Raw genomic sequence first — 24,506 nt, forward strand, 5'->3', positions numbered from 1 at the left:
TTAGGTAGAAAGCAGCTACCTCAGACTCCTGGAATCGGCGCTCTCGGCCAGCCGCCAGTTTCTCATCAGAAGCTTTCGCCTGCTTTGGCAACCCCATCCCCATCATATGGCCACGCAGACAGGGATATCTATGTGCTTCAACCTGAACTAGTACTTCAACCTGAATAATAAGTTTGTTTAATTGATAGATCGATGGAGATTGAGATGCAGCAAAAGATTTTATCCAGCTTTTTTCTCCTGCTTCTTACGTTTGCCTCAGAACTCTTTGCGCAACAAGCCTATGAGGATGAGCCTGACATGACGCCGGTGGCCGCGCCGTCCAAGGTCAGAATTGAGATCAACAAGAAATATTTCGAGGTTTGTGAAGCAGAGCTGGGATCATTTCCCCAGGAGACCCTCCACTGTCCGGATGCAGTGCTGATTCCGACCGAGCGCACGCTTGACGGCGGCAAAGTGATCAAGCTGGGTGATGATTTGCCGGAGAGCACTCCCCGGTTCCGCAATTCCGAAACCGGGCAACTCAAGTTGAATGCCGATACCCAGTTATTCGATGACATCACCTCCTGCGACAAGCCCACCGGCATTTTTCGGGACATGCGTAATGCTGGCTGTGTCCCCGGCAATCGCGTCAAACACCTGACAAATCAGATCAAGGGCGGGCAAACCGTCGATTGGGTCTACATATGCCGGAAAAATAGCAATTTTTCAAAGCAGAGGGATCATTACAATGAACTGGGCCTGATCGGCTACAACCGGCATACGGGTAAAACCTGCTATTTTGCCGGGCAGCCGACGCAAACCCTCAAGGTCAACGGGAAGTGGAAGGTCATCGAGAAGAACGATGAAGGTGCGCCGGTCGAAACCATCAAAACGGAAGTGGATGTTGCTCTGATTCCGGGGGAAAAGATTCCTGCGCCAGGCTTCAGTAAATTCGATGAAAAAATGGTGGTCCACTGGTCGGTGCCGACCTTTGGCGGCTGCACCCGTTGTCACTCCAACGGTCCGTTCATTCGCTACCCATTCAATGAGCCGGTCTGCCTGGTTGCCGGTAGCTCTGCCAACTGTCTCAGAAGTTTTTCCAGCAACGAGGCTTGCGGCAAATATCTCGAACAAACCTATGCGCGTGGCGACCGTATCAAATATCAGTGTAGGGTTCTGAAACCACGTCGCCAGCCGGGAATGCTGTATTCGGTGATTTCTCCTTTTGATGGAGACGGTACGCTCAACAAATTTTTACTGGCGATGAGCGAAGCCGACAAAAAAGATAAATATTATGAAGATCTGATGCAGTATCCCTGGGAAAAACCCAGGCGTCTGGTCAGCCCCGAGGCGAAAGCGTGCGCGCAATGCCATGCACTCGGAAATGGTGTCTACGCCACTTTTGTTAATTCCCTGTTTTCCGTCCATAGTCTGAAGGATGAAAAATTTCATCCCGCGGTTGGAGAAAACTGGCGTGCCCGTTTGTTTTTGTCGAATGTTTCCGAGACTCAGCGCAGCGATAGCGCACACGATAAAAAGATAAAGAGCGAAGGCATCCTGCCGATCAGGATCAGCGCCAAATCGATCAAGGAAGAGAACGAATTGCGGGAAAAACTATCGCTCGGACATTATCAGACGGCCTTGCAAAAGATCAATGATTGCGACCGGCAGCCGGGAAATTGCCAATGGGATGATCACTGGACGATGGAGCGGGTCAAAAAGGAACCGTTCAAGTATTTGCAGGAACATTGCAGCTATTGCCATACGCCGGAAATGGCCAAGCCGGTTTTAATGACCGAAGCCGATTTCAAACACCCCGATCTGGTTGACAAAATCATAGGCCGCATGCACGAACCGACCAATCCGATGCCCCCCAGCGGGCAACTGCCAGGTTCGGTGTTAAATGTCTTGTCCGACTATCTGCGCAAAGCAAATAATTAAAGGATGCAATAATGAACGAAGAATTGAAAAAGAGCATAGCAGCCAGCATTGAAAACACTCGATTCGACATTTTGCAGATGATCGAACTGGGACGTCAGCTTATTGACTATCCCGATGAAATCCATCACGGGCCGGTGGTATCCATGGGGGTGCCGAAGGATACGCTGCCCAAATGGGACGATATCCAGATTCTGACAGCGCAGCTCCATAAAAAACCATTAACGGATGATGCGTCGGTGGATACTCAGCTAGTGATCGGTCCGCGTGCCCAAAAACCCCTGGTTCTGGATATCCCGCTGCTGGTCGGCGATATGAGTTATGGCGCGCTGTCGAAAAGGGCAAAGCAGGCATTGTCAAAGGGGGCTGATCTGGCCAGCACTGCGATCTGTTCAGGCGAGGGCGGCATTCTGGGGGATGAACTCGAGCTGAATCAGAGTTATATGTTCGAATTGGGCAGCGCGCGCAACGGCCTGAAGAAAAACAACGATTTGAGTCGGTTCGCGAAGGATTTTAAAGGCAAAGTCAAGGCGTTTCACTTCAAGGGCGGCCAGGCGGCCAAGACCGGCACAGGCGGGCATTTGCCGGGAGGCAAGGTCACGGAGGAGATTGCCAAGGCACGCCAGATTGAGGTCGGCAAGGATGCGATCTCCCCATCCACCTTTGCCGATTTCCACACACCCCGCGATTTTGCTGATTTTGCCGATCAGATCCGCGACCAGATGGGCGGCATTCCGATTGGTTTCAAGATAAGCGCAAACCATATCGAGGATGACATGCGCTTCGCGCTCGATGCCGGAGCCGATTACATCATTCTCGATGGACGAGGTGGCAGTACCGGTGCTGCGCCGGGAATTTTCCGGGACCATATTTCAGTGCCAACGATCGCCGCGTTGGCGCGGGCGAGAAAATTTCTCGACGCCGCAGGCCATGAGAAAGGCGCAAAGAATAGCGTGACCCTGATCATTACCGGCGGTTTGCGCATCCCTTCCGATTTCATCAAGGCGTTAGCCTTGGGGGCCGACGGAATCGCCCTGGCCAACAGTGCGCTGCAGGCAATTGGCTGTACCGGTGCGCGCATCTGCTACTCCGGCGATTGTCCTGCCGGCATAGCAACTCATGCCCAGCACCTGGTCAACAAGATCGACGTCGACGCCAGGGCGCGTGATCTGGCACTGTTTTTCACCGGCAGCGTGCACCTGATGAAGATCATGACAAGGGCCTGCGGCCACCATTCCCTGCGGGAATTTACTCGGGATGATATTTGCACCTGGAAAGCCGAAATATCGAGGTTGGCCGGAATTCCCTATGCCGGCGTCGAGCCCTCAATCTCTGACCGTCGGAACTGATGCAATCCTTGCGCTGGACGGAACCTGCCGTCTGCTCGATATATCTATGACGGGATTCGTGGAAATGAAATATATTACTTCGATGATTGAGCTTTCAGAGCGATAACGAATTCCGGTTTTCCACACATGGCTAAATCCAAATCCACTTATTCCTGCACCGAATGCGGCGGCCAGACCTTGAAATGGCAGGGCCAATGCCCGCATTGTCAGGCATGGAACACGCTTGTCGAGGCGATGAGCGAAAAGGCGGCAGCGCGATTCACTCCCGTTTCGGAAAGCAGGGAAGTTCAGAGCTTGAGCGAAGTGGAAGCGGAGGAAGAGCAGCGCTATTCGACAGGTTTGCTCGAGTTTGACCGGGTGCTGGGTGGAGGCCTCGTGCAGGGTGGTGTGGTACTGCTGGGGGGCGATCCGGGAATCGGCAAATCCACGCTGCTGCTCCAGGCATTATGCAATATGTCTTTGCTGCCGCTCGCGAGAAACGTGTTGTACGTGAGCGGTGAAGAGTCGGCCAGGCAGGTGGCGATGCGCGCCAAACGGATGGGGCTCGATGCAAAGGCGTTGCATTTGCTGGCTGAAATTCGCCTGGAGCGAATCCAGGAAGTGCTGGCCGAACGCAAGCCTGACGTGGCCGTCATCGATTCCATTCAGACAGTTTATTCCGACGCACTGCAATCCGCACCTGGTTCCGTCGCTCAGGTACGCGAGTGCGCCGCACAATTGACCCGACTCGCCAAGGCCAGCGGTACCAGCATAATTCTGGTGGGCCATGTGACGAAGGAGGGTGCATTGGCCGGTCCGCGCGTGCTGGAGCACATGGTGGATACGGTGCTCTATTTCGAAGGCGACACGCATTCGAGTTTTCGCCTGATCCGCGCCTTCAAGAACCGGTTTGGGGCAGTGAATGAACTGGGTGTTTTTGCGATGACTGAAAAGGGTTTACGGGAGGTGAGCAATCCCTCGGCCCTGTTTCTTTCTCATCACGGCGGGCAGGTCCCGGGTTCCTGCATCATGGTGACCCAGGAAGGCACCCGGCCGCTTCTCGTTGAAATCCAGGCCCTGGTGGATGAAGCGCACTCGCCTAACGCGAGAAGGTTGAGCGTTGGACTGGAGCAGAACCGGCTTGCTATGCTGCTGGCGGTTTTGCATCGCCACGCAGGCATCGCCTGTTTCGATCAGGATGTGTTCGTGAATGCGGTGGGGGGCGTGAAAATTACCGAACCGGGTGCCGATTTAGCCGTATTGCTGGCAATCGTTTCTTCGCTCAAGAACCGGCCGCTGCCGGAAAAAACGGTGGTGTTCGGGGAAGTGGGCCTGGCAGGAGAAGTGCGCCCCGTCCAGCGGGGCTTGGAAAGACTGAGAGAAGCCGCCAAGCTGGGTTTTGTGCAAGCCATTGTTCCCAAGGCCAACAAACCGAAAGCGACACCTTCCGGCATCGAAATCATCGCGGTGGAACGAGTGGAGGAGGCGGTTGCAAGAATGCGATGAAGAACCCCACGGAAAGATTCGCTTTCAGGAATATCTGTTACTTTATCTACAGACAGGCTTGGTGATGATTCCCGGTCCGTCACAAGGATTTGAGAAGGTTTCACATTTCGGGATTCACTTCAATCTTTGACATGCAACTAGGAACCCTTCATTCTTCTCAAATCCTCGATTATTTCAGCAGAATTGCGCGAAGCGCTGGCGGATAAATAAATTTTAGCGATCTTGCCTTCCGGGTCAATGAGGTAGGTATTGCGTTTGGCCAGGCCGATGATGCTCCATATCGAGTCGTAACGCTTGGCAGTCTCGCCTTTACTGTCTGCCAAAAGCGGAAAGGGAAGATCATACTTTTTGGCAAAGTTGGCATGGCTTGCGCTATCGTCCACGCTTACACCGACAACTTCCGCGCCCAGATCCCTCAATTGGTGAATGTCATCACGGAATTTACATGCTTGCTTGGTGCACCCGGGTGTATCGTCCTTAACATAGAAATACAATGCCAGCCATTTGCCGTGATAATCCGAGAGCTTGTGGTTTTTGCCATTTTGATCGGGAAGATTGAAATCCGGTGCTGCCTCTCCCACCTTAAGAGGCTCGGCAAGTACGCCACGGCTTCCAAAAGTCATAATAAGTGTTACCAACGTTGCAAGTACTCCCAGTACTTTCATGATTTCTCCTTGATATTCAAATCGATGTGGCGATTCGGCATCACACGATGTTTCTGCATGGGTTGAAACACTCGTGCTCATACCAGGTCTTCTCTTTTCATGCTGCATGCATCATATTATGGTTCACTTCCTTATTTGCATGCAAAGCCCTTCAGTTGAGTTTGGACGAGTAATTGAGTAATAAATTCAAATTATGGATACTGGCTATACTTTCAGTCGCCATGTTGTTGCTTGCGGCAATTGTTCCACCCATTCCGCAACCCCCGTCATACCACCATTTCGCCGATAGCCGTGACTGTTTCGGCATTCCAAACTGTTTTAACGTAATCTCCAATCTCGCTTTTCTCTTCGTGGGAGTCGCAGGACTGACATTTTTGGTGAACTCTCGAGGTTCGCTCGCGGCAAAGGCCTTTACCCTGCCGTCCGAACGCTGGCCTTTCATGATTTTGTTCCTGAACGTGGCCCTGGTATGCTTCGGTTCAGCTTACTACCATCTGGCTCCTGACAACGATCGCCTGATATGGGACCGGTTACCCATTGCAATTGGCATCATGGCGCTGCTGGCAGCAACGATCAACGACCGGATCGGTCCAAAAGCAGGGACACGCCTTCTGCCTGTCCTGATTGCGATCGGAGCGGGTACCGTACTGAACTGGTACTGGAGTGAGCAGCGCGGGGTGGGCAATCTGAACTTTTACGTAGTCGTGCAGTTCTATTCGTTGCTGGTCATCGTTCTCCTGGGTGTTTTTTTCCACTCGCGCTATACCCGCGCACGAGACATCTACGCTGCGCTGGGGCTTTATGCCCTTGCCAAGGTTGCGGAATTCACAGACCGGCCGATTTATGCTCTCGGACAAGCAATCAGTGGACACAGCGTAAAGCATCTGCTTGCCGCTTGTGCCATCTACTGGGTTTTACGCATGTTGAGGAAACGTGAACCTTTGCAGGGAACAATGGAGGAAGCAGCCCCTCGTTCTTCCGCCCTTCCCTGACGATGTGATTATCAGTTAAAGGATAAAGGAAAGAAGGAGAATGAAGTGCACCTTATAGAAGCTTACGAACGGATGGGTGGGGAAGCAGCCATCCGCCGTTTGGTAGACCGTTTTTACGACCTGATGGATGAGGATCCCGACTATTACGGCATACGCAAGCTTCATCCGCAGGACCTGACTAGTTCCCGGGAGAAATTGTTCATGTTCCTCTCGGGTTGGACCGGGGGGCCAACACTTTATACGGACAAGTATGGCGATCCTCGCTTGCGCAGTCGCCACATGCCTTTTCCGATTGGCACTTCGGAGCGCGATCAGTGGTTGGGTTGCATGTATCGCGCCATGGTGGATATCGAGCTGGATGAGGTTTTGTGCAAGAAGCTTGCCATGGCGTTCGATCAGACTGCGGACTTCATGCGCAACCAGCCGGAATAAAACCGATGCAAGGATTGCGCGAATAGCGGGGTGGGAAATGCCCCGCTGCTGATCCTTCAGAACATGGATGAAACGGCTACTTCCCCCTGAAATAAGCGCTGGAACCGGTCGTGCTTCCAAATGAATCGCGCCTGCTATTCCCTCCGCTACTGGCTCTGGCGGCTCTGGTACTGCTCGCTGTATTACCCCATGTATCTCGATTACCGGCGGGTGAACGGTTCTGCCCGGCCTTCCAGTCTCCATCGGCTCTGTAAGCGTTGCTCCGGTGCGGAACATCGCTGGACCAGGTACGGCTGCGTTTATGGGCGACACTAGGCGTACTTCTGGGCTGGACACCCGCGCCAGAGCGCGGTTTAACGCGTGGTTCCAGGCCGGGAACGACATGCGAAGCAATGCGCTGGCCGGTAAAGCGTTCAATTTTTTTCAGATGGATTCCATCCTTGCTGGAGGCGAATGAAACCGCGATTCCTGACGCGCCAGCGCGTCCCGTCCGCCCGATGCGATGCACATAATCTTCGGCAAACTTCGGCAGATCAAAATTGATGACGTGGGTAATGCCTGCCACATCGATTCCCCGTGCGGCTACATCGGTCGCCACCAGCACTCTTATGCCGCCCTGGCGCAGTTTTATGAGAGTACGGTTCCGGTCGCGCTGGCTCATGTCCCCGTGCAGGGCGGCTGCTGCATGACCCTGGGCGGAAAGACCGTCGGCGAGCATATCTGCATCACGTTTGGTGGCCGTAAAAACGATGGCTTGTTTGAGCGCTATATCCCGAAGCAGGTGATCCAGCAACTGGTTTTTGTGGGAAATGTCGTCCACGTAATGCAGCCGTTGTTCGATATTGTTCAACCGGGCCTTGGATGTGGCTACCTGGATGCGTTTCGGTGAATTCAGCAGACGTGCAGCCACATTATCCATTGCACTGTCCAGGGTGGCTGAAAACAGCAGGGTCTGACGGGTTGCAGGAGTGGCCGATGCGATTCGCTCAACATCCTCTATGAAGCCCATGTCGAGCATGCGGTCGGCTTCGTCCAGCACCAGCATTTCCAGGCGGGAAAAATCGATCCGCCCCCGTTGGATGTGGTCGATCAGCCGCCCTGGAGTGGCCACAAGAATATCGACCACCTGCGAGAGCAGCTTGTTTTGCAGCGGATAAGGCATACCACCCAGTATGCTTACCACTTTCGCCCGCGGGAGATACTTCCCATATTTGGCAGTGGCTTCGGATACCTGGAGTGCAAGTTCCCGCGTTGGGGTCAATACCAGCACGCGGGGTCCGCGGCTACGCACCTCGGAAGGAGAAGCCAGGCGGTGCAGAGCGGGCAACATGAAAGCAGCAGTTTTGCCGGTGCCGGTCTGGGCTGATGCCATGACATCATGCCCCGCCAACAATTCGGGAATGGCGTGTTCCTGAATGGGGGTAGGCGAGGTATAGCCCGCATCATTGATGGCTTTAAGAATGAGCGGATGGAGATTCAAACTTTCAAAAGACACGTTGTTTTTTCCTGTTGAATGAAAAAGTGTGCATCCTCATAAAAACCCGGGTTTCCGTGCCTCAGCCCCTACTTGGAAGGATTTTGCGCCAAGAGAGTTACGACAAAACTGTCGAGTTCTGCACGGGATGTTTCCATCCCATTTTGTGCCTGAGTCAGGTGATCCGGTATTGATTCTTGGATGCGCTCTCAAGCGCGCAAGCAGGACGTCCCCCCGAAAACGGACGGGCTGTTGGTCGGCCAGCGCACATACATAAGTAACCGCTTGAAGAACCCATAAAGGGTTGATCAAGAGTTCCAAACATCGCCGCTAACCACGGTGCCGCCAATTTCCGCTGGAAACTTGAAAATCGAAAAAGCTCTGAAACGGTCAGGAACGATGGACCGAAAAAAGCCGTGATGCTATTAGGGCTTTTCGTCGAAGCGCGGAGTATACAGGAAACTGGAGCCTGTATAGAAATTTTTATTGTGAGCTTGCCAAGCTGGAACAGATTCAGCACAGACCCAGCGGATCCTGTTCCAGCTTGGCAACCTGTCATGCAAAAGTCAACATTCGAAGCCTACACTTTCTGCAGGACTTTGTCGCTTTCCGGGGGAGTAGTATCGGTGCGAGGAAGCACAGGCCTGGCAGTGATCTGCCGTTTCAGGTTCTCTATCTCGGGTTCATTCAACGTTTCGACCCGAAGTAGCTCCTCCGCCGTCCGGTCGAGCAGCGCGCGATTGTTTTGCAATATCTCGATCGCCCGCTCCAATGCACCATCGACGAGCGCACGCACAGTGTTGTCAACCGTGTTTGCCGTATCTTCGCTATAGTCCCGGCTTTGCGGCATGGGAATGCCGGGTTGCAGAAACTGCGAACGTTCGCGGTCATACGCAACATTCCCGAGAGCTTCGGTCATTCCATAGCGGAGCACCATCGCACGGGCGAGGTCGGTTGCGCGGACGATGTCATCCGATGCGCCGGTCGATATTTCGTTGAATACCACACGTTCGGCCGCTCGTCCGCCCATCATCACCGCCATTTTGTTTTCCAACTCTGCCCGGGTCATCAGAAACCGGTCTTCGGTCGGTCGCTGCACTGTATAGCCGAGCGCGCCTATTCCACGTGGGATAATAGAAACCTTGTGGACCGCATCGGTTCCCGGCAAGGCGAGCGCCACCATCGCGTGTCCCAGTTCATGAAACGCGACCACGCGGCGCTCTTCGGGATTGAGCAGGCGGTTGCGCTTCTCAAGGCCGGCTACCACCCGCAGAATGGCGTTATTGAAATCTCCCATTGTCACGGCGGCGCCATTCCTGCGGGTGGCAAGCAGGGCAGCTTCGTTGACCAGGTTGGCGAGATCAGCGCCCGTAAACCCCGGTGTCAAAGCTGCGACCTGCTCTTTTTTTACATCAGGATCGAGCTTCACTTTTTTCAGATGCACAGCAAGAATCTGCTCTCGCCCCAGTTTGTCCGGCCGGTCCACCAGCACCTGGCGGTCAAATCGCCCCGCCCGCAGCAGAGCGGGGTCGAGGATTTCCGGTCGGTTAGTCGCCGCGAGCAGCACCACGCCACTTTTAGGGTCGAAGCCATCAAGCTCGGCCAACAGTTGATTCAGCGTCTGCTCCTTCTCGTCATGACCTCCAAGCCCATAGGCACCCCGGGCTCGTCCAAGCGAATCCAGTTCATCGATAAAGATGATGGCAGGTGCCATCTGGCGTGCTTGTTCAAACAGGTCGCGCACCCGCGCGGCCCCAACCCCGACAAACATCTCTACGAACTCGGAGCCGGAGATCGAGAAGAACGGAACATTCGCTTCGCCTGCCACGGCACGAGCCAGCAGCGTCTTGCCCGTACCCGGTGGACCCACCAGCAGGATACCCTTCGGTACCCTCCCGCCCAGGCGGCTGTATCCGGCAGGATCCTTCAAAAAATTGATGACTTCTTCCAGCTCTTCCTTGGCTTCATCTACTCCGGCCACGTCTGCGAAAGTTACCTTGGTTTCTTTCTCCACGAAAACTTTGGCGCGGCTCTTGCCGATCGACATCAACCCGCCGGTCATGCCGCCTGGATTCATGCGGCGGATGATAAACAGCCATATCCCGAAAAAAATCGCCATCGGCAATAGCCACGACAGCAGATCGCGCATCCAGGTGCTCTGAACCACGCCCGTGTACGTCACGTGATGTTGATCGAGCTTATCAGCCAGCTCGGGTTCCACCCGCGTGGTCACGAAATCCTTCAACCCGTCGGCGCCTTCCCCCTTCAGGGTGCCATAAATATGATTTTCGGTGATGGCTATCTCCGCAATCTTGTCCTCATCCAGCAGGGTATGAAAGCGGCTGTAAGGAATGGGCTCGACCTTGGTATAGCGGGCATACATGCTTTGTATGAGCAGAATGCCGAGTATCGCAATAATGACGTACCAGAAGTTGATCTGGGTTTTTTTGTCCATGGGAAGTTGGGCCTTTTTATCCTTTTTATCCATCAGGTATCCTTGCTCTCGTACTGTTATATTCGTAGACAGTCAAATGCCTGACTTTGTTCAGCATAGTATACGGAGGCTATAGCGCAAAGCGCTGCACACAGGTTGGGTAGACCACAGGTTGTGTAGACTATGGCAGGAGAGGACTTGCTAAGCAAAGGCTTGACGCGACCGGGCCGGATGCGCTTTACTCAGGAAAACTGCTTATATCGCTGGTCTGCTATTCTTTGATTCTGGCGGTCCGCCTGTGGGGATAAAGATTTACCTTATTCCGCAGGTTTACATGCAAAGCCTGCCTTTCATTCGCGGGCTTCCAGTAGTGTTTATACAGCCCTTCTTGCATTTGCCCGTCTTGAAATTCTTGTTTTCTCTTTTGGCGGATAAAGCGTGTCTTTATCTCGGGGTGATCATTTTGCTCATGCTGAGTAACGACACGGTCGAAGCGGGTCTCTTCGGGGGTCTCTTCGGAGACGAGGCTCCGCCCCCCTCCATCAGGCTTTCCGCTCCGGAGCCCGTAGCGGATCTGTTGAAAACACATTTCCGTCTGCCAACAGAGGCTTTGGAAGACGAAACCGCGCGCGCCACTTTCATGCGGCGCGCCCAGCGCGAAATCAGCGAACTGCTCGCCACCGAGGGTTATTTCATGCCCAGGATAACATTGCATCTCTCCACACCCGGCGAGGTACCGCAATTGGAAGTCGCGCCGGGACCGCGGACAGTGGTTGCCGGGGTGCATATCGAGTTCAAGGGAGACCTGAGTGTTGATGAACCTGGACGGCGCGCCCGGATTGAAAAGCTGCGATCTGCCTGGTCCCTCAAGGAAGGCCAGCCCTTTCGCTCCCCTGCCTGGGAAGAGGCCAAATCGGTATTGCTATCCAATGTCGCAGGAGAGGATTATGTCGCAGCCCAGATCGAGGAAAGCAAGGCGGAGATAGATCCTGATTCTTCGCAGGCGCGGTTAATGGTGATAGTGAACTCCGGGCCGGCATTCCGCTTTGGCGATCTCGACATAAAAGGGCTTAATCGCTATGAACCCTCACTCATAAGCGGCCTTGCGCCATTTAAACCCGAGGATCCTTATCGCCGTGATCAATTACTCTCGTTCCAGACGAAATTGCAGAATCTGCCTCAATTCAGTTCCGCGGCTGTCAATATTCAACCTGACGAAGCAACGCATCAGGCGGCGCCGGTAGAGGTAGTGCTATCAGAGGCGAAGTCGAAGAGGGTAGGGTTCGGCGCAGGTTACAGTTCCAATACGGGTGCGCGTGGCGAGGTCACTTATACGAATAACGATTTTCTGAATAGCGCATTGAGGCTCAACAGTGGATTACGTATCGAGCAGAAACGCCAGAGCTTGACGGGCTCAATCGACAGCGTGGCGGATGCGTCGGGAACATGGTTTTCCCTGGGGGCGGCGGCGGATAGAACCTTCATCCAGCAACTGGAAACCATACGCCAGAAAGTCGGCATCAGCCGCAACCAGCTCTTAGACAAGACTGAAACAAGATTTTCGTTGAACTGGCAGCGGGAAAACCGGGAGCCGGAAGGGGGCCTGGAGCAGATCAACCAGACCTTGGTGCTGGATGGCTATCTGCGCTATCGTTCCGTGGACAACCCGTTATTCCCCAGGGATGGCAGTGTTTCGGAATTGCGTATCGGAGGCGGCAAGCGGGAATTGCTGTCCGATCAGGACTTCTTGCGGACCTATGCAAGACATCAGTTCTGGTATCCGGTGGGCAAGCGCGACGTGCTGTTTCTGAGGGGCGAGCTGGGGTACACCTTTGCTCCTTCACGCTTCGGCATTCCCCAGGAATATCTCTTTAGAGCGGGCGGTATTCAATCTGTTCGCGGATACGCTTTTCAGCGTTTAGGCGTGCGGGAAGGGAGCGCGGTGGTCGGGGGCAGGGTAATGTTCACAGGATCGATTGAATATAATCACTGGCTTACGCGTAATTGGGGTGCTGCCATCTTTACCGATGTGGGGGACGCAGCCGATACCATAGGTGGGCTGAATCCGGCTGTCGGATACGGTGGAGGGATACGCTGGCGCAGTCCTGTGGGGCCACTGGCGGTGGATGTTGCCCGTGGGCAGCGGGACGGGAAATTCCGTTTTCATTTTTCGATTGCCGTGGCGTTCTGACAGCGCATGAAGCCTGCAAGCGAACAGCGAATCCAGCATGCCTTCCCAAGCTTCCGCTGGTGGCAATGGATGCTGCTGGCCGCGATCTTCATCATCCTCACGGTCGCGGGCTCCGCCCTCTGGCTGGCCACAAGCAACTCGGGCCTCGTCTGGCTCGGGTCGGCTCTGTCTCGCCTGAGCGCGGATAGCATTTCTTTTGAAGGACTGGAAGGAAAACTGTCCCGATCCGTCAGCGTCCGGCGCATGCGCTTTTCCGGGGAAAACCTGCTTATCGTCGCACGGGATGTGCAACTGGATTGGGAACCTGGTGAATTACGATCAGGCCAACTCAAGATCATCGCCTTGACAGCGGGGGAAGTGGAAGTGGTTTCACCCCCTTCTCCGGAACCGGCAACGCAGCCGGATAATCTGGAACTGCCCTTGTCGCTGGATGTGCGCAAGTTCGAGATCGGCGTCCTTCGTGTGATGCGCGAAAAAGGGGGCGCTCCGGTTTTTCGGGCGCTGGACCTTGCCACGAAATTGACAAGTGATGGACACGTTCATCAGATTCCTGAACTGCGTGTCATGCTCGACTATGGCCGCCTCACTGCATCAGCCGAACTGAAAGGCGAGAAGCCTTTTCCCCTGGAAGGCCACCTAATCCTGGCAGGGATTGCCGTTCCCAAAGTGCAACAACCACCCGGTACGGGGAAATCGGAAGCACGCATTTCTGCCACCCTTGGTGGCGATCTGGCACAGATCGACGTGAAAATCGAGGGGCAGGGCGCCGGGCTGTCAGGGGAGGGAGACGCGCAATTGCGTCCCTTTGCCCCATTCGTGGTGGCGGGCCTGCGGTTGTCCCTGAGCGGTCTGGATCCTCATGTTTTTTCCGCTACGGCGCCTCAGGCCAAACTTGATTTGCAGGCGGATTTGAATGAAAAAATGGGGGGACAACTCGAAGGTACTCTGACCGTCAAAAACAGCAAGCCTGCCGCTCTGGATACGGGCGGTCTCCCGGTGCTCGAAGCACGCGCGGACCCCGTGTTGTCGGCGGAACTGCTCCAGCTTCATGACTTGAAACTGCTGCTGCCAGGCAGCGGATCAATCATGGGGGATGTCGTATGGCAACTCAAGCAGGCAAGCGGATCGGCGGATTTGCGCATCCGGCAGGTTAACATGGCCAGGCTGGATACGCGCATGCGCCCCACGAATGTCAGTGGATCGCTGAGACTCAGTGGGGATGCGAAGAGTCAGCAGGGAATATTGGCGCTTCATGATCGGAAGCTGAGTGCGGGTGTTCATATGACACTGGCAGACGATGTGCTGACACTGGAAAAAGTGCGCCTCAACCATGGGCAATCCCTGTTTACCGGTCAGGCCAGGATGGAGTTGAACGGGCAGCGGGAGTTTGATCTGGCGGGCAGCTTGCGGCGCTTCGATATTTCTGCGTTTTTGCAGGGGCCTCGAACCGATCTCAACGCGACACTCAAACTGACAGGTGAACTGGGTTCATCCGGAACGCGCGAATCCTCCCGAAAAGTTTCAGAACCGGCGGGTACGGCTCAGTTTGCAATCACCAACAGTCACGTTGCGGAACAACCGGTATCAGGCAGTGGCCGCATCGAGTTTGCAGGGCTCAGCCGGGCCAAAGGGGGAATCGAGTTAAACTTCGGCACGAACCGGCTTTTGGCGCATGGCGGTTACGGGCGTCCAGGCGATCAACTACAGCTTGAATTGAACGCTCCTGCGCTGGCACAAATCGGATACGGACTTGCCGGCTCACTGATGGCGAAGGCAATAATGGGGAGCAGTTCCGCCAGTTTTATCGAGAAGCCGCTTGAATTGCCGGATATAAGCTTTTACGCCATCGGAAAGGCTATCAAGCTCCCGAATGAGCATTATCTCGATAATTTTACTGCCGATGGCAAGCTGCACGGCGATGCGATCACGTTAAAGATCCTGGCAGCGGACTACCGGCTCCAGGCAAATCCGCGTCTGCAACAACTCAATGTGGAAGTGGGGGGCAGTACTTCACAACACGAGATCCAGGTCTCTGTTCAACTGGTCGATGATCAGAGCCTGTCCCTCCGAGGCAGAGGTGGTCTTACCAAAACGGGGGGACAGTGGCGGGATGCCGAGTGGGCGGGGGAACTGGTGGAGTTGTCCGGGTCCGGCCGAGTTCCATTTAGCCTCAAGAATACCTCTCCCGTGCGAATTGGCTCCAGCCACGCATCACTCGGTTTATCGAATATCGGCATCGCGGGAGGCGCAGTGCAGATTCGTGAAATCGATTGGAGTCCTGAAAGGTGGAGCACAAAGGGGCATTTTTCGGGGATTGGGCTGCGTCCCGGGGCTGGAGGGAAAAAGTTGGAGGAGGCTGGGGAGGCTGTGACGGCAGCGAAGACCGTAAAGACTGCAGGGGCAAATGAAAACGCTGGTGCGGACGAGCGCAGGCGGTATGAAGCCGATCGGGGAGCAGCTTATGAAGCTCTCCGGCTACACGGAGAGTGGGATATTTCAGCCGGTAGCCAACTGAAAGGTTTTATTGACATCGAACGCGAGGGGGGCGACTGGATATTGCCGGATGAGCCGCCGCTACCACTGGGTCTGCAAATCCTCAGGTTGTCCGGCCGGGCCATAGACGGCCAACTGACCGCAGAACTCACTGCAAGAGGCAAGCGATTGGGCGAGGCGAACGCTCTTGTCTCCATGCCGCTGGCGAAATCAGTCGAGTCCGGGATGCACTGGACGATTTTGCAGGATGCTGCTCTCTCCGGGCACATCTTTGTCAATATGCAGGATATTTCCTGGACGGGTCCCGCCATTGACAACAGCATCAAAACCGGCGGTGCAGTCGCATTGCAGGCAGATGTGATCGGGACGTTTGGCAAGCCGCGTCTGGAAGGAAAGATACAGGGGGATAATCTTGCGGTTGCCTCGCTGGAGCATGGCGTGCGGCTTGAACAAGGAAAGCTCGCCGCGCATTTCGACGAGAAGTCCCTTCACATGGACATCCTGGATTTCTCGGCGCCCCATCAATCCCCTCCGCAGGACCCTCTGTTGCGGCATCTGGAACTTGCAAAAGGACCGGGTACTTTGCGGGCGTCGGGAGTCATGGATTTTACCGGAGAGCGCGGCAGTGTCGAAATTACTGCCAATCTTATTCCGTTGGCTCAACGGCCTGATCGCTGGATTATTGCTTCGGGAAGCGGTAATGCCACGCTGGAACACAATATGCTCACCCTCAAAGGAAATCTCATGGCGAATGCAGGGCTGCTGGCGCAGCCTACCGCGGGTCGTCCTCATTTACCCGATGACGTGATTATCATCGGCCGGGACGAGCCGGATGGACCGCAATCCGAGCGCAAGGGATTACGTATCGATGTCGAAGCTACCCTCGATCTGGGCGAGCGGTTCTACATTCATGCATCAGGGCTGGAGGGCAGGCTTGCCGGACAATTGCATTTGAGGGGTGAGCCCGGACAGAAGCTCCGTACTGTCGGCACCATTACCGCACAGGATACGAAATTCGAGGCCTATGGGCAGGATCTGACTGTGGAGCGAGGCATCGTGAGTTTTCAAGGTTCGATCGACGATCCGGCACTGAACGTGCGTGCAGTGCGCAAGGGGTTGGCAGTGGTGGCAGGAGTTGAAGTGACTGGCAGTGTGCGTCATCCCGTCATACGGCTGGTATCGACGCCGGCCGTGTCCGATCTGGAGAAACTCTCGTGGATTACGCTGGGGCGGGCTCCGGGAGGCAAGGCAGACGCTTCATTATTGCTTGCCGCGGCAGGCTCCATTCTCGGAGGGCAATCCGGTGGGGTGACCGATAAAATAACCCGGGCACTGGGAGTAGACGAGCTATCGATCCGACAGGCGGGAAGCGATCCCTTGACCGGACAAATTGGCACGATCGGCAAGCGCCTGTCGAAGGAGGCTTACATCAGCTACGAACAAGGCCTTGCCGCGGCGGCGGGTGTGACGAAGCTCACCTATGCGCTAACTCCCAAGATCACGTTAGTTGCCCGTGCAGGAATGGATAATGCGATCGATGTGCTTTATTCGCTCAGTTTCGATTGATTGAATCCGCCGAGTGCGCGAAAAAGGCCGGGAATCAATCAGATTGCCGGAACAAACCTCGTATCCGCGTCATAAAAAATACCCTTCCTGCTTATTCTTCAGTTGCGGATGCCCGCCCCGGAAAGTCCGCAGAATAAAGCCTACCCTTTCGCCTGGCCTAAACAGGCTTCCACCGGAAAAGCCTCACCGCTCAGGATGAGTGTGTTACCGAACAGAGAGGGCGCGTTTTCGTTCTTAAAATTCGGGCATCTGCTCTAATTCGAGTCGGTGATTGATCTGGGATCAAAGGGACAGACTGCATTGGAATGCAGTATGAGTCTCCATGGAAAATCTCGTAACCCTCGATCCTTCGACATCCGACATACTCTAGTTGGCCATGCAGACGCCGGTCTGTGTAACAGGAAGTACTCTTGCTTGCGCCTTCTTCTGTTTCATTGCCGGCAGGTGCTTCGTGACCGGCTTCAATGAAAGGGGAGGAGTATGAAGAAGAGAATTGCCCTCATCAGTGAACACGCTTCACCCATCGCGGCAATAGGGGGTACGGACACCGGCGGACAAAATATCGCGGTGGCCGAACTGGCCCGGCATCTTGCCGCTCTCGGCTACGAAATTGACGTCTTTACCCGCTGGGATGACCGTCGTGTTCCAAAAATCCTCAACTGGCGGGATGGCATACGCATCGTCCATGTGGAAGCCGGGCCAGTCACGTTCATTCCCAAGGAAAAGCTGCTGCCTTATATGCCCGCCTTCACGCGGGACATCCTGCGGTTTATCAAGGCGGAAAACAATCGCTACAAGCTCTTTCACGCCCATTTCTTCATGTCCGGGCTGGTGGCGGCGGATATCAAGCGAAAACTGGGTATTCCTTTCATCGTTACTTTTCACGCTCTCGCAAAAGTGCGGAGGCTTCACCAGGGAGGGAATGACTGGTTCCCGGACGAGGGCTTTGCCATCGAAGAAAGGGTGATAACAGAAGCGGACCAGATTGTCGCCTTGTGCCCCCAGGATCGCGATGATCTGATCAATCTTTATGAAGCTGATCTCGGAAAAATCACGGTTATTCCAAACGGATTCAGGCCGGATGAGATCTATCCTATCGACAAGCTGTTCGCGCGCATGGCGCTGAAACTCGATCCCAAGGAAAAAATTATCCTGCAACTGGGGCGTATGGTGCGGCGAAAAGGTGTCGATAACGTCATAAAAGCGCTGGGCTACATGCGGCGCGAGCATAACTTCGAAGCACGTCTCCTGATAGTGGGTGGGGAGTCGGATGAGCCCGATCCAAAAACAACGCCTGAAATCGGTCGCCTGCAAAAACTGGCTGAAGCAGAGGGTGCGGGCGATCTTGTGACGTTTGTCGGACGCCGGCCGCGCGATATGTTGCATTACTACTATAGCGCGTGCGACGTATTCACGACCACGCCCTGGTATGAACCGTTCGGCATCACCCCGCTTGAAGCAATGGCCTGCGGGACGCCCGTGATCGGTTCAAATGTTGGCGGCATTAAATCCACCGTCATGGATGGCAGGACGGGCTTTCTCGTGCCACCCAACGACCCCGCGTCGCTGGGCCGCCGCATCATAGAGCTTTTGAGCAGCAACAAGCTCATGACGTATTTCAAGGAAAACGCTATCCGCCATGTCAATCAGAATTACACATGGATGAAGGCAACGCATCTCACGGCCAACATGTACGAGCGGATTGCAACGCAGAGCCCGCTGCGGGCGGACGACGAAGAAGATTCCCTGTCCTACATCGACGACTCCTTCGGGTCATTAATAGAGACTATCGAAAAATCCAGGCGGAAAATCCGCCTTGCCATCCTCGATTCGGCCCAGGCTATTTACCGCTCGTTGGCCCGCGGCGGGAAGGTGTTGGTTTGTGGCAATGGCGGGAGTGCCGCCGAAGCGCAACACTTTGCGGCCGAACTCATGGGGCGGTTTGAGGCGAACGGTCGCCGCGCCTTGCCCGCAATGGCACTCACTGCCGATACCGCCTTTGTGACCGCCTGGTCGAACGACTATACATTTGACGATGTGTTTGCCAGACAGGTCGAAGCACACGGGCAGCCGGGAGATGTTCTGGTTGTCATCAGCTCGAGCGGGCAGTCAGTCAACCTGGTCAAGGCCCTCCGGACTGCGCGCCGGCGCGAGATGTTCTGCATCGGCCTGCTCGGCAAGGAGGGCGGTCCTGCCAGCGAACTGACTGATGTCAGCATCATCGTTCCGTCAAACGAAACTTCACGCATCCAGGAAGTACAACTGCTTGTTCTCCACGTGCTCAGTCATCTGATCGAGCAGCAAATCGTGGTGGACGACCTGAATACCATTCAGATAACGGAAGAGTGGTCAATAAAGCACTTTCAGGTCCAGGAAATGGCTAAAAACGTTAATAAGAGGAAAATCAAGCATGAATCAACAAAGTGTGACTGACAAGGTCGTTATTGTGACTGGCGCAGGCCAGGGATTGGGCGAGGCGATCGCAAACACGCTCGGCGCGGCAGGAGCAGTCGTCTGCGCCTGCGATATCAAGGAAGACAAGGTGAAAAACGTGGCCCAGGCCATTAACGATGGGGGCGGCGCTGCTTATCCATTCGTGCTGGATGTACGCAACGCGGAGGATATCCGGCAGACTGTCGATGACATCATGGCCGAGCATGGACGCATCGATATCCTGATCAACAATGCCGGTACTGACATGACCCTAGGGATTGAAGATTTAAGCGTGACCGATTGGGACCGGGTGGTGGACGTCAACTTATGTGGTCCTTTCCTGTTGTCGAAAACTGTCTATCCGCTTCTCAAGCGTCAGGGCAGGGGTCATATCGTCAACATTGCCTCGACAGCGGCGAAGCGGGTCTGGACGGAGGCAAGTGCCTACCACGCGAGCAAATGGGGCCTGCTCGGTTTCAGTCATGCGCTGCACGCGGAAGGACGCCGGGACAATATCAAGGTCACTGCGGTGATAGCAGGTGGAATGCGCACGCCTTTTATCATGGACAGGTTCCCCGATACCGATCCAAACGTTCTCCAGGATCCAAAAAACGTGGCCGACACCGTGCACTTTGTCCTGACACAACCCGACGAAACGGTGATTCCCGAAGTTATGGTTCTGCCGATGCGGGAGACATCATGGCCGTAGTGCCTACGGAAACTGAAACCGGAAAGGCGGTGTTTATCGACAAGGACGGTACCCTTGTTCGCGATGTACCTTACAACGTCGATCCGCAGTATATCCGATTGACCGTGGGGGCGGGTCCAGCCCTCCGGAATATGAAAAATGCGGGTTATAAATTGATTGTCATTTCCAATCAATCCGGGATCGCTAGGGGCTTGTTCGAGGAAAAGGATTTATTTCCGGTTAACCGCTGTATCCAGTCCTTGCTGGCGCAATATGATGTTTCCATCGATGCTTTTTATTACTGCCCGCACGGGCCGGCCGATGATTGCCGATGCCGTAAGCCGATGCCGGGAATGATTTTAAAGGCTGCCAAAGATCAGGGCGTGCGCCTGCAAACCTGCTGGATGATCGGCGATATCCTGAATGACGTGGAAGCGGGAAACCGCGCGGGTTGCCGCACGATTCATCTGGATAACGGTAACGAGACGGAGTGGGTAAAGGGTAGCGATCGAGAACCAGTGTATTCGGTAACAGATTGGATGGAAGCGGCGGAAATTATTTGTCAGCGTGCCAACTGCGATGCCGCGCGCGGGGAGATTGCCCACTGCTGATACTGGCAGTTTTCTCGATTGCTCCCTGGAATTTGCTTTGACCCCGTATGCCTACAGGGCGACCCATTCCAGGTAAAAGGAGGCAGCATGAACAGCAGTTATCTTGACACTATCGATCGCTTCAGCGGTTTGAACGTACTGGTAATCGGTGATGCGATGCTCGATGTGTATCTCGACGGAGCGGCAAATCGTATCTGCAGGGAGGCGCCTGTTCCCATCGTGGATATCAGGGATGTCAAGGCAGTGCCGGGAGGGGCGGCTAATACGGCAGTAAATCTGGCACAACTGGGCGCCACAGTCCACTACCTTTCGGTTGTCGGATGTGATCACGAAGCCGAGTTGCTGAAAGAATCGCTTGTCAGTCATGGCCTCGACATTTCCCTGGTTATCTGCGATCCAACCCGTCGAACGCTTACCAAACAGCGCGTAGCCGCGGGCACCCAACTGCTGGTGCGTTTTGATGCCGGCACGACGGAACGGGTGTGCAATAAGCATGAACAGCAGATGATCGATACTCTGAACGAAAAGTTTCATGAGATGGATGCTGTCGTTGTCTCCGATTATGGCTATGGCATTCTCACGGACACGGTGATCAATGCTCTGCGTGTCTTGCAGAAAAAAAAGGAAAACACTCTGGTAATCGACGCAAAATCGCTCGATAAATACAGTCGGGTTGGAGCGACCGTGGCCAAGCCGAACTACCAGGAACTCGTCACGCTGCTTGCCATCACGGAACCGGCGCCTGTCGGTCAGCGATCAGAGCAGATCAGGCTCTACGGACAAAAGCTGCTCAAAAAAACCGGAACGAAATACGTTGCGGCCACCATCGATATCGAAGGCGCATTGCTGTTTCAGCACAGTAAGGAGCCTTATCGCACATTCTCCAAACCGGTAGAGAACACCAGGGCGGCCGGAGCAGGGGATACCTATGTAAGCGCGCTCACGCTGGCCCTCGCCAGCGGATCGCCTATTGAGGTGGCGGGTGAGATTGCCAAGTCTGCCGCGATGGTGATACTTCAAAAATCCCACACCGCGACCTGCACTCAGAACGAACTGCGGCATTACCTGGGAAGCAGCAGTAAATATATCGCGGATTGGCAAGGCCTGAATAATCGCTTGGCTGCGTTTAGAAAAGAAGGCAAGCGCATCGTGTTTACCAACGGGTGTTTCGACCTCCTTCACAGCGGCCATGTCAGCTACCTCGAGCAGGCGCGGGACCTGGGTGACGTTCTGGTGCTGGGCCTCAATTCCGATGCGAGTATAAAACGCCTGAAGGGGAGCAATCGTCCCATCAACAACCTGTATGAACGTATCCGCATACTGTCCGGATTGGAGTCGGTGACACTCATGACGTCATTCGAGGAAGACACCCCGATCAATCTTCTGGAAGTAATTCAGCCGGGTGTGTATGTAAAAGGCGGCGACTATACGATCGAAACGCTTCCCGAAGCCCCGGTGGTCCGGGCATACGGCGGAAAAGTGGAAATCATGCCTTTTGTTCAGGACCGATCCACGACAAACATCATATCCAGGATCAAAAGCATGGACAAACAGGTAGCCTAGGCCGGAAAATCAAAGTGTTTGCCGAAGCCTGGAAAAATTACAAGAACATATTATGCGTCCGCCCGGACAACATGGGCGACGTGCTGATGAGCCAACCGGCGATGCGGGCGCTCAGGGAATCGGTTCCAGGCAGAAAAATCACCCTGTTGACTTCCACTGCGGGAGCATGCATTGCCCCCTTCATTCCGGAAGTGGACGAAACGATCCCGTTCGATGTTCCCTGGGTAAAGACGACCGAAACCAATGGAGCGCAACGGTTGCTGGCGCTTGCCGGTGAATTGCAAGCCCTTCAGCTTGATGCCGCAGTAATCTTTACAGTCTATAGTCAGAATCCATTGCCGGCTGGCATGTTGTGCTATCTGGCGGGTATCAAAGCCGTTCTGGGCTATTGCCGCGAGAATCCCTACCAGCTTATCAATCAGTGGGTGCCGGACAGGGAGCCGCTGGACTATGTTGTCCACGAGGTCGAACGACAGCTTCGTCTGGTCGAGATGGCCGGCGCGCAAACCCCCGATACAAGGCTCCTGCTGAAAATTCCCGAGGAGACGGGAAAAGAAGCAAGAGATAGGGTATGGGATATATTAAATGTTGCCGGCATCCGGGCAGGTATGCGCTGGCTGGTGCTGCATGCCGGCGTCAGTGAAGAAAAGCGTCTTTATCCGGCCAGTGATTATATAACGGCCTGCCAGTCGCTCATCACGCAAGGCTATAAAATCCTGCTCACAGGCAGCGGCAGCGAGCGCGATTATGTAGACCGGATCGCTCGCCAGCTCGGTGATGCCGCGATAAATATCGCAGGTGAGCTATCCCTTGCAGAACTCATTGTCCTGGTCGAAGCGGCGCCTGTCTTGATCTCGAATAATACCGGTCCTGTCCATATTGCCGCAGCCGTCGGCACCCCCGTGGTGGTGCTGTACGCGATGACAAATCCCCAGCACACGCCATGGCAAGTGCCAAGCAAGGTGCTCTACTTCGAGGTGCTGTCGGAGCTGAGGACAAAGAACCGGCTGCTTCAGTCCTTCCCCGGACTCTCCACACCCAGGGCTTCGGCGGAGGCAATAGTAGCGGCTGTAGGTGAGCTTGTTTCCCTACGGAGAAAACCCAGATCCTTCATTCCAAGCTCCCTCCTCCGGAATCCAGTCCGCACCTGCAATAGCCTTTCTGATATTGCACTGGCTGCCTGCTTCACTCCGCATAATGAATATGGCATGTGCCCCCCTGATCGATATGGCGAGGATATATGAAGCCAGCACAAACCCGGGTTGTATTTATATCGCATCGTTCCGGCGCTGATCTGGAATCCAGGCGGAAACGACAACGGCAGGCCGCGCATGCTATTGCATTCCGTCTCTCGCGCTCCAGGGACCGTTTTGTTCATTCGCCAGATCAATAAACAAGGGGTACATGATGCGGGCAGGCGTTACCGTAGTCATTCCTTCCTACAATCGCCCTACGGCCTTGGCGGTGACGCTTACTGGGCTTTGTTTCCAGCAACACCAGGATTTTGCTGTCGTTATCTCCGACCAGAGCGATCTCCCAATCTATAGGAATGCCTCTGTGCAGACGGCAATCCGCCTGCTGGAAAAAAAAGGCCATCAGGTTCAGCAACTGACCAATCTGCCGCGTCGCGGCCTGGCGCAGCAACGGCAATTCCTGCTGGATACGGTCGATTCGTCATACTGTCTTTACCTCGACGATGACATTCTGCTGGAGTCTTTCGTTCTGGGAAACATGCTGCAGGCGCATCAGGAAGAAGAGATCGGATTTGTCGGGCAGGCAGCCATCGGGTTGTCATATCGGGACGATTGCCGGCCTTCCGAGCAGGCGATAGAGCTATGGCACGGGCGCGTCGAGCCCGAGATCGTTACTCCCCAGCATGCGAGTTGGCAGCGTTATAGCCTGCATAATGCAGCCAATATCCTGCATGTGCAGGAAAAACTGAAACTGACCCCCGATACGCAAAAGAAATACAAGGTCGCCTGGGTGGGAGGCTGCGTGCTGTATGACACTGAAAAATTGCGGGAAACGGGCGGGTTCGAATTCTGGCAGGAGGTGCCGCAAGAACATGCGGGCGAAGACGTTCTTGCGCAGTTGAGAGTCATGAAGCGCTACGGCGGCTGCGGGCTTATCCCCTCCGGGGCCTACCATCAGGAAGCGCCAACCACCGTAGTCAACAGAAATTTCGATATTCCGAAAGAGCTGACGTTATGAGC

Annotated in this window: 16 protein-coding genes; 13 read left to right on the plus strand and 3 right to left on the minus strand. The window is 54.8% G+C overall.

Annotation, left to right across the window (positions count from 1 at the left end):
* The first annotated feature begins 204 nt into the window (after positions 1 to 204).
* The 3 genes from BMW46_RS02950 (at position 205) to radA (ending at position 4,751) form a co-directional block, all read left to right on the plus strand.
* Positions 205 to 1,920 carry a hypothetical protein gene (locus BMW46_RS02950; RefSeq protein ID WP_143049076.1) on the plus strand — a complete coding sequence of 572 codons (1,716 nt, stop codon included), beginning with the start codon at positions 205 to 207 and terminating at the stop codon, positions 1,918 to 1,920.
* Positions 1,921 to 1,931: 11 nt separating this feature from the next.
* Positions 1,932 to 3,266 carry an FMN-binding glutamate synthase family protein gene (locus BMW46_RS02955; protein WP_074704332.1) on the plus strand — a complete coding sequence of 445 codons (1,335 nt, stop codon included), beginning with the start codon at positions 1,932 to 1,934 and terminating at the stop codon, positions 3,264 to 3,266.
* Positions 3,267 to 3,392: 126 nt separating this feature from the next.
* On the plus strand, positions 3,393 to 4,751 hold the full coding sequence (radA, locus tag BMW46_RS02960; RefSeq protein ID WP_074704335.1) for a DNA repair protein RadA: 1,359 nt from the start codon (positions 3,393 to 3,395) through the stop codon (positions 4,749 to 4,751).
* A 137-nt stretch (positions 4,752 to 4,888) separates the two neighbouring features.
* Here the strand turns inward: radA and BMW46_RS02965 are convergent, their stop codons facing one another.
* On the minus strand, positions 4,889 to 5,416 hold the full coding sequence (locus tag BMW46_RS02965) for a peroxiredoxin (RefSeq protein ID WP_074704338.1): 528 nt from the start codon (positions 5,414 to 5,416) through the stop codon (positions 4,889 to 4,891).
* Positions 5,417 to 5,589: 173 nt separating this feature from the next.
* Here BMW46_RS02965 and BMW46_RS02970 point away from each other — a divergent pair, with 173 nt between their 5' ends.
* Positions 5,590 to 6,408, plus strand: a complete 819-nt coding sequence (locus tag BMW46_RS02970) for a DUF6962 family protein (protein WP_256376929.1) — start codon at positions 5,590 to 5,592, stop codon at positions 6,406 to 6,408.
* A gap of 72 nt (positions 6,409 to 6,480) precedes the next feature.
* Positions 6,481 to 6,840 carry a group II truncated hemoglobin gene (locus BMW46_RS02975; RefSeq protein WP_074704344.1) on the plus strand — a complete coding sequence of 120 codons (360 nt, stop codon included), beginning with the start codon at positions 6,481 to 6,483 and terminating at the stop codon, positions 6,838 to 6,840.
* A gap of 76 nt (positions 6,841 to 6,916) precedes the next feature.
* On the opposite strand, the gene BMW46_RS02980 is transcribed toward BMW46_RS02975, so the two are convergent.
* Positions 6,917 to 8,335 (minus strand): DEAD/DEAH box helicase, encoded by a 1,419-nt coding sequence (locus tag BMW46_RS02980; protein ID WP_074704346.1) that lies wholly within the window; start codon positions 8,333 to 8,335, stop codon positions 6,917 to 6,919.
* A gap of 559 nt (positions 8,336 to 8,894) precedes the next feature.
* Entirely contained in the window at positions 8,895 to 10,769 is a 1,875-nt protein-coding gene (ftsH, locus tag BMW46_RS02985; protein WP_074704613.1) for an ATP-dependent zinc metalloprotease FtsH, read from the minus strand.
* Between the two features lie 391 nt (positions 10,770 to 11,160).
* Between ftsH and BMW46_RS02990 the strand changes: the two genes are divergently transcribed.
* The 8 genes from BMW46_RS02990 (at position 11,161) to BMW46_RS03025 (ending at position 24,504) form a co-directional block, all read left to right on the plus strand.
* The gene (locus BMW46_RS02990) at positions 11,161 to 12,939 is read left to right on the plus strand and encodes an autotransporter assembly complex protein TamA (protein WP_256376930.1); all 1,779 of its coding nucleotides are present in this window, start codon (positions 11,161 to 11,163) and stop codon (positions 12,937 to 12,939) included.
* 6 nt (positions 12,940 to 12,945) lie between these two features.
* Positions 12,946 to 16,998: a translocation/assembly module TamB domain-containing protein gene (locus tag BMW46_RS02995; RefSeq protein ID WP_074704352.1), complete on the plus strand. Its 4,053-nt coding sequence runs from the start codon at positions 12,946 to 12,948 to the stop codon at positions 16,996 to 16,998.
* 480 nt (positions 16,999 to 17,478) lie between these two features.
* A complete protein-coding gene (locus BMW46_RS03000) occupies positions 17,479 to 19,431 on the plus strand; it encodes a glycosyltransferase (RefSeq protein WP_074704355.1) in 1,953 nt (650 codons plus the stop codon).
* A complete protein-coding gene (locus BMW46_RS03005) occupies positions 19,409 to 20,140 on the plus strand; it encodes an SDR family oxidoreductase (protein WP_074704358.1) in 732 nt (243 codons plus the stop codon). The genes BMW46_RS03000 and BMW46_RS03005 overlap by 23 nt, the downstream gene beginning before the upstream one ends.
* On the plus strand, positions 20,131 to 20,730 hold the full coding sequence (locus tag BMW46_RS03010) for a D-glycero-alpha-D-manno-heptose-1,7-bisphosphate 7-phosphatase (RefSeq protein WP_074704361.1): 600 nt from the start codon (positions 20,131 to 20,133) through the stop codon (positions 20,728 to 20,730). The genes BMW46_RS03005 and BMW46_RS03010 overlap by 10 nt, the downstream gene beginning before the upstream one ends.
* An 87-nt stretch (positions 20,731 to 20,817) precedes the next feature.
* Positions 20,818 to 22,293, plus strand: coding sequence for a D-glycero-beta-D-manno-heptose 1-phosphate adenylyltransferase (gene rfaE2, locus BMW46_RS03015; protein WP_074704364.1), 1,476 nt, complete (start codon positions 20,818 to 20,820; stop codon positions 22,291 to 22,293).
* Positions 22,294 to 22,307: 14 nt separating this feature from the next.
* The gene (locus BMW46_RS03020; RefSeq protein ID WP_074704367.1) at positions 22,308 to 23,537 is read left to right on the plus strand and encodes a glycosyltransferase family 9 protein; all 1,230 of its coding nucleotides are present in this window, start codon (positions 22,308 to 22,310) and stop codon (positions 23,535 to 23,537) included.
* Positions 23,538 to 23,697: 160 nt separating this feature from the next.
* Entirely contained in the window at positions 23,698 to 24,504 is an 807-nt protein-coding gene (locus BMW46_RS03025; RefSeq protein WP_074704370.1) for a glycosyltransferase family A protein, read from the plus strand.
* Positions 24,505 to 24,506: the final 2 nt, after the last annotated feature.

The organism is Nitrosospira multiformis (assembly GCF_900111585.1).
In the GTDB taxonomy this organism is placed as follows: Bacteria; Pseudomonadota; Gammaproteobacteria; order Burkholderiales; family Nitrosomonadaceae; genus Nitrosospira; species Nitrosospira multiformis_B.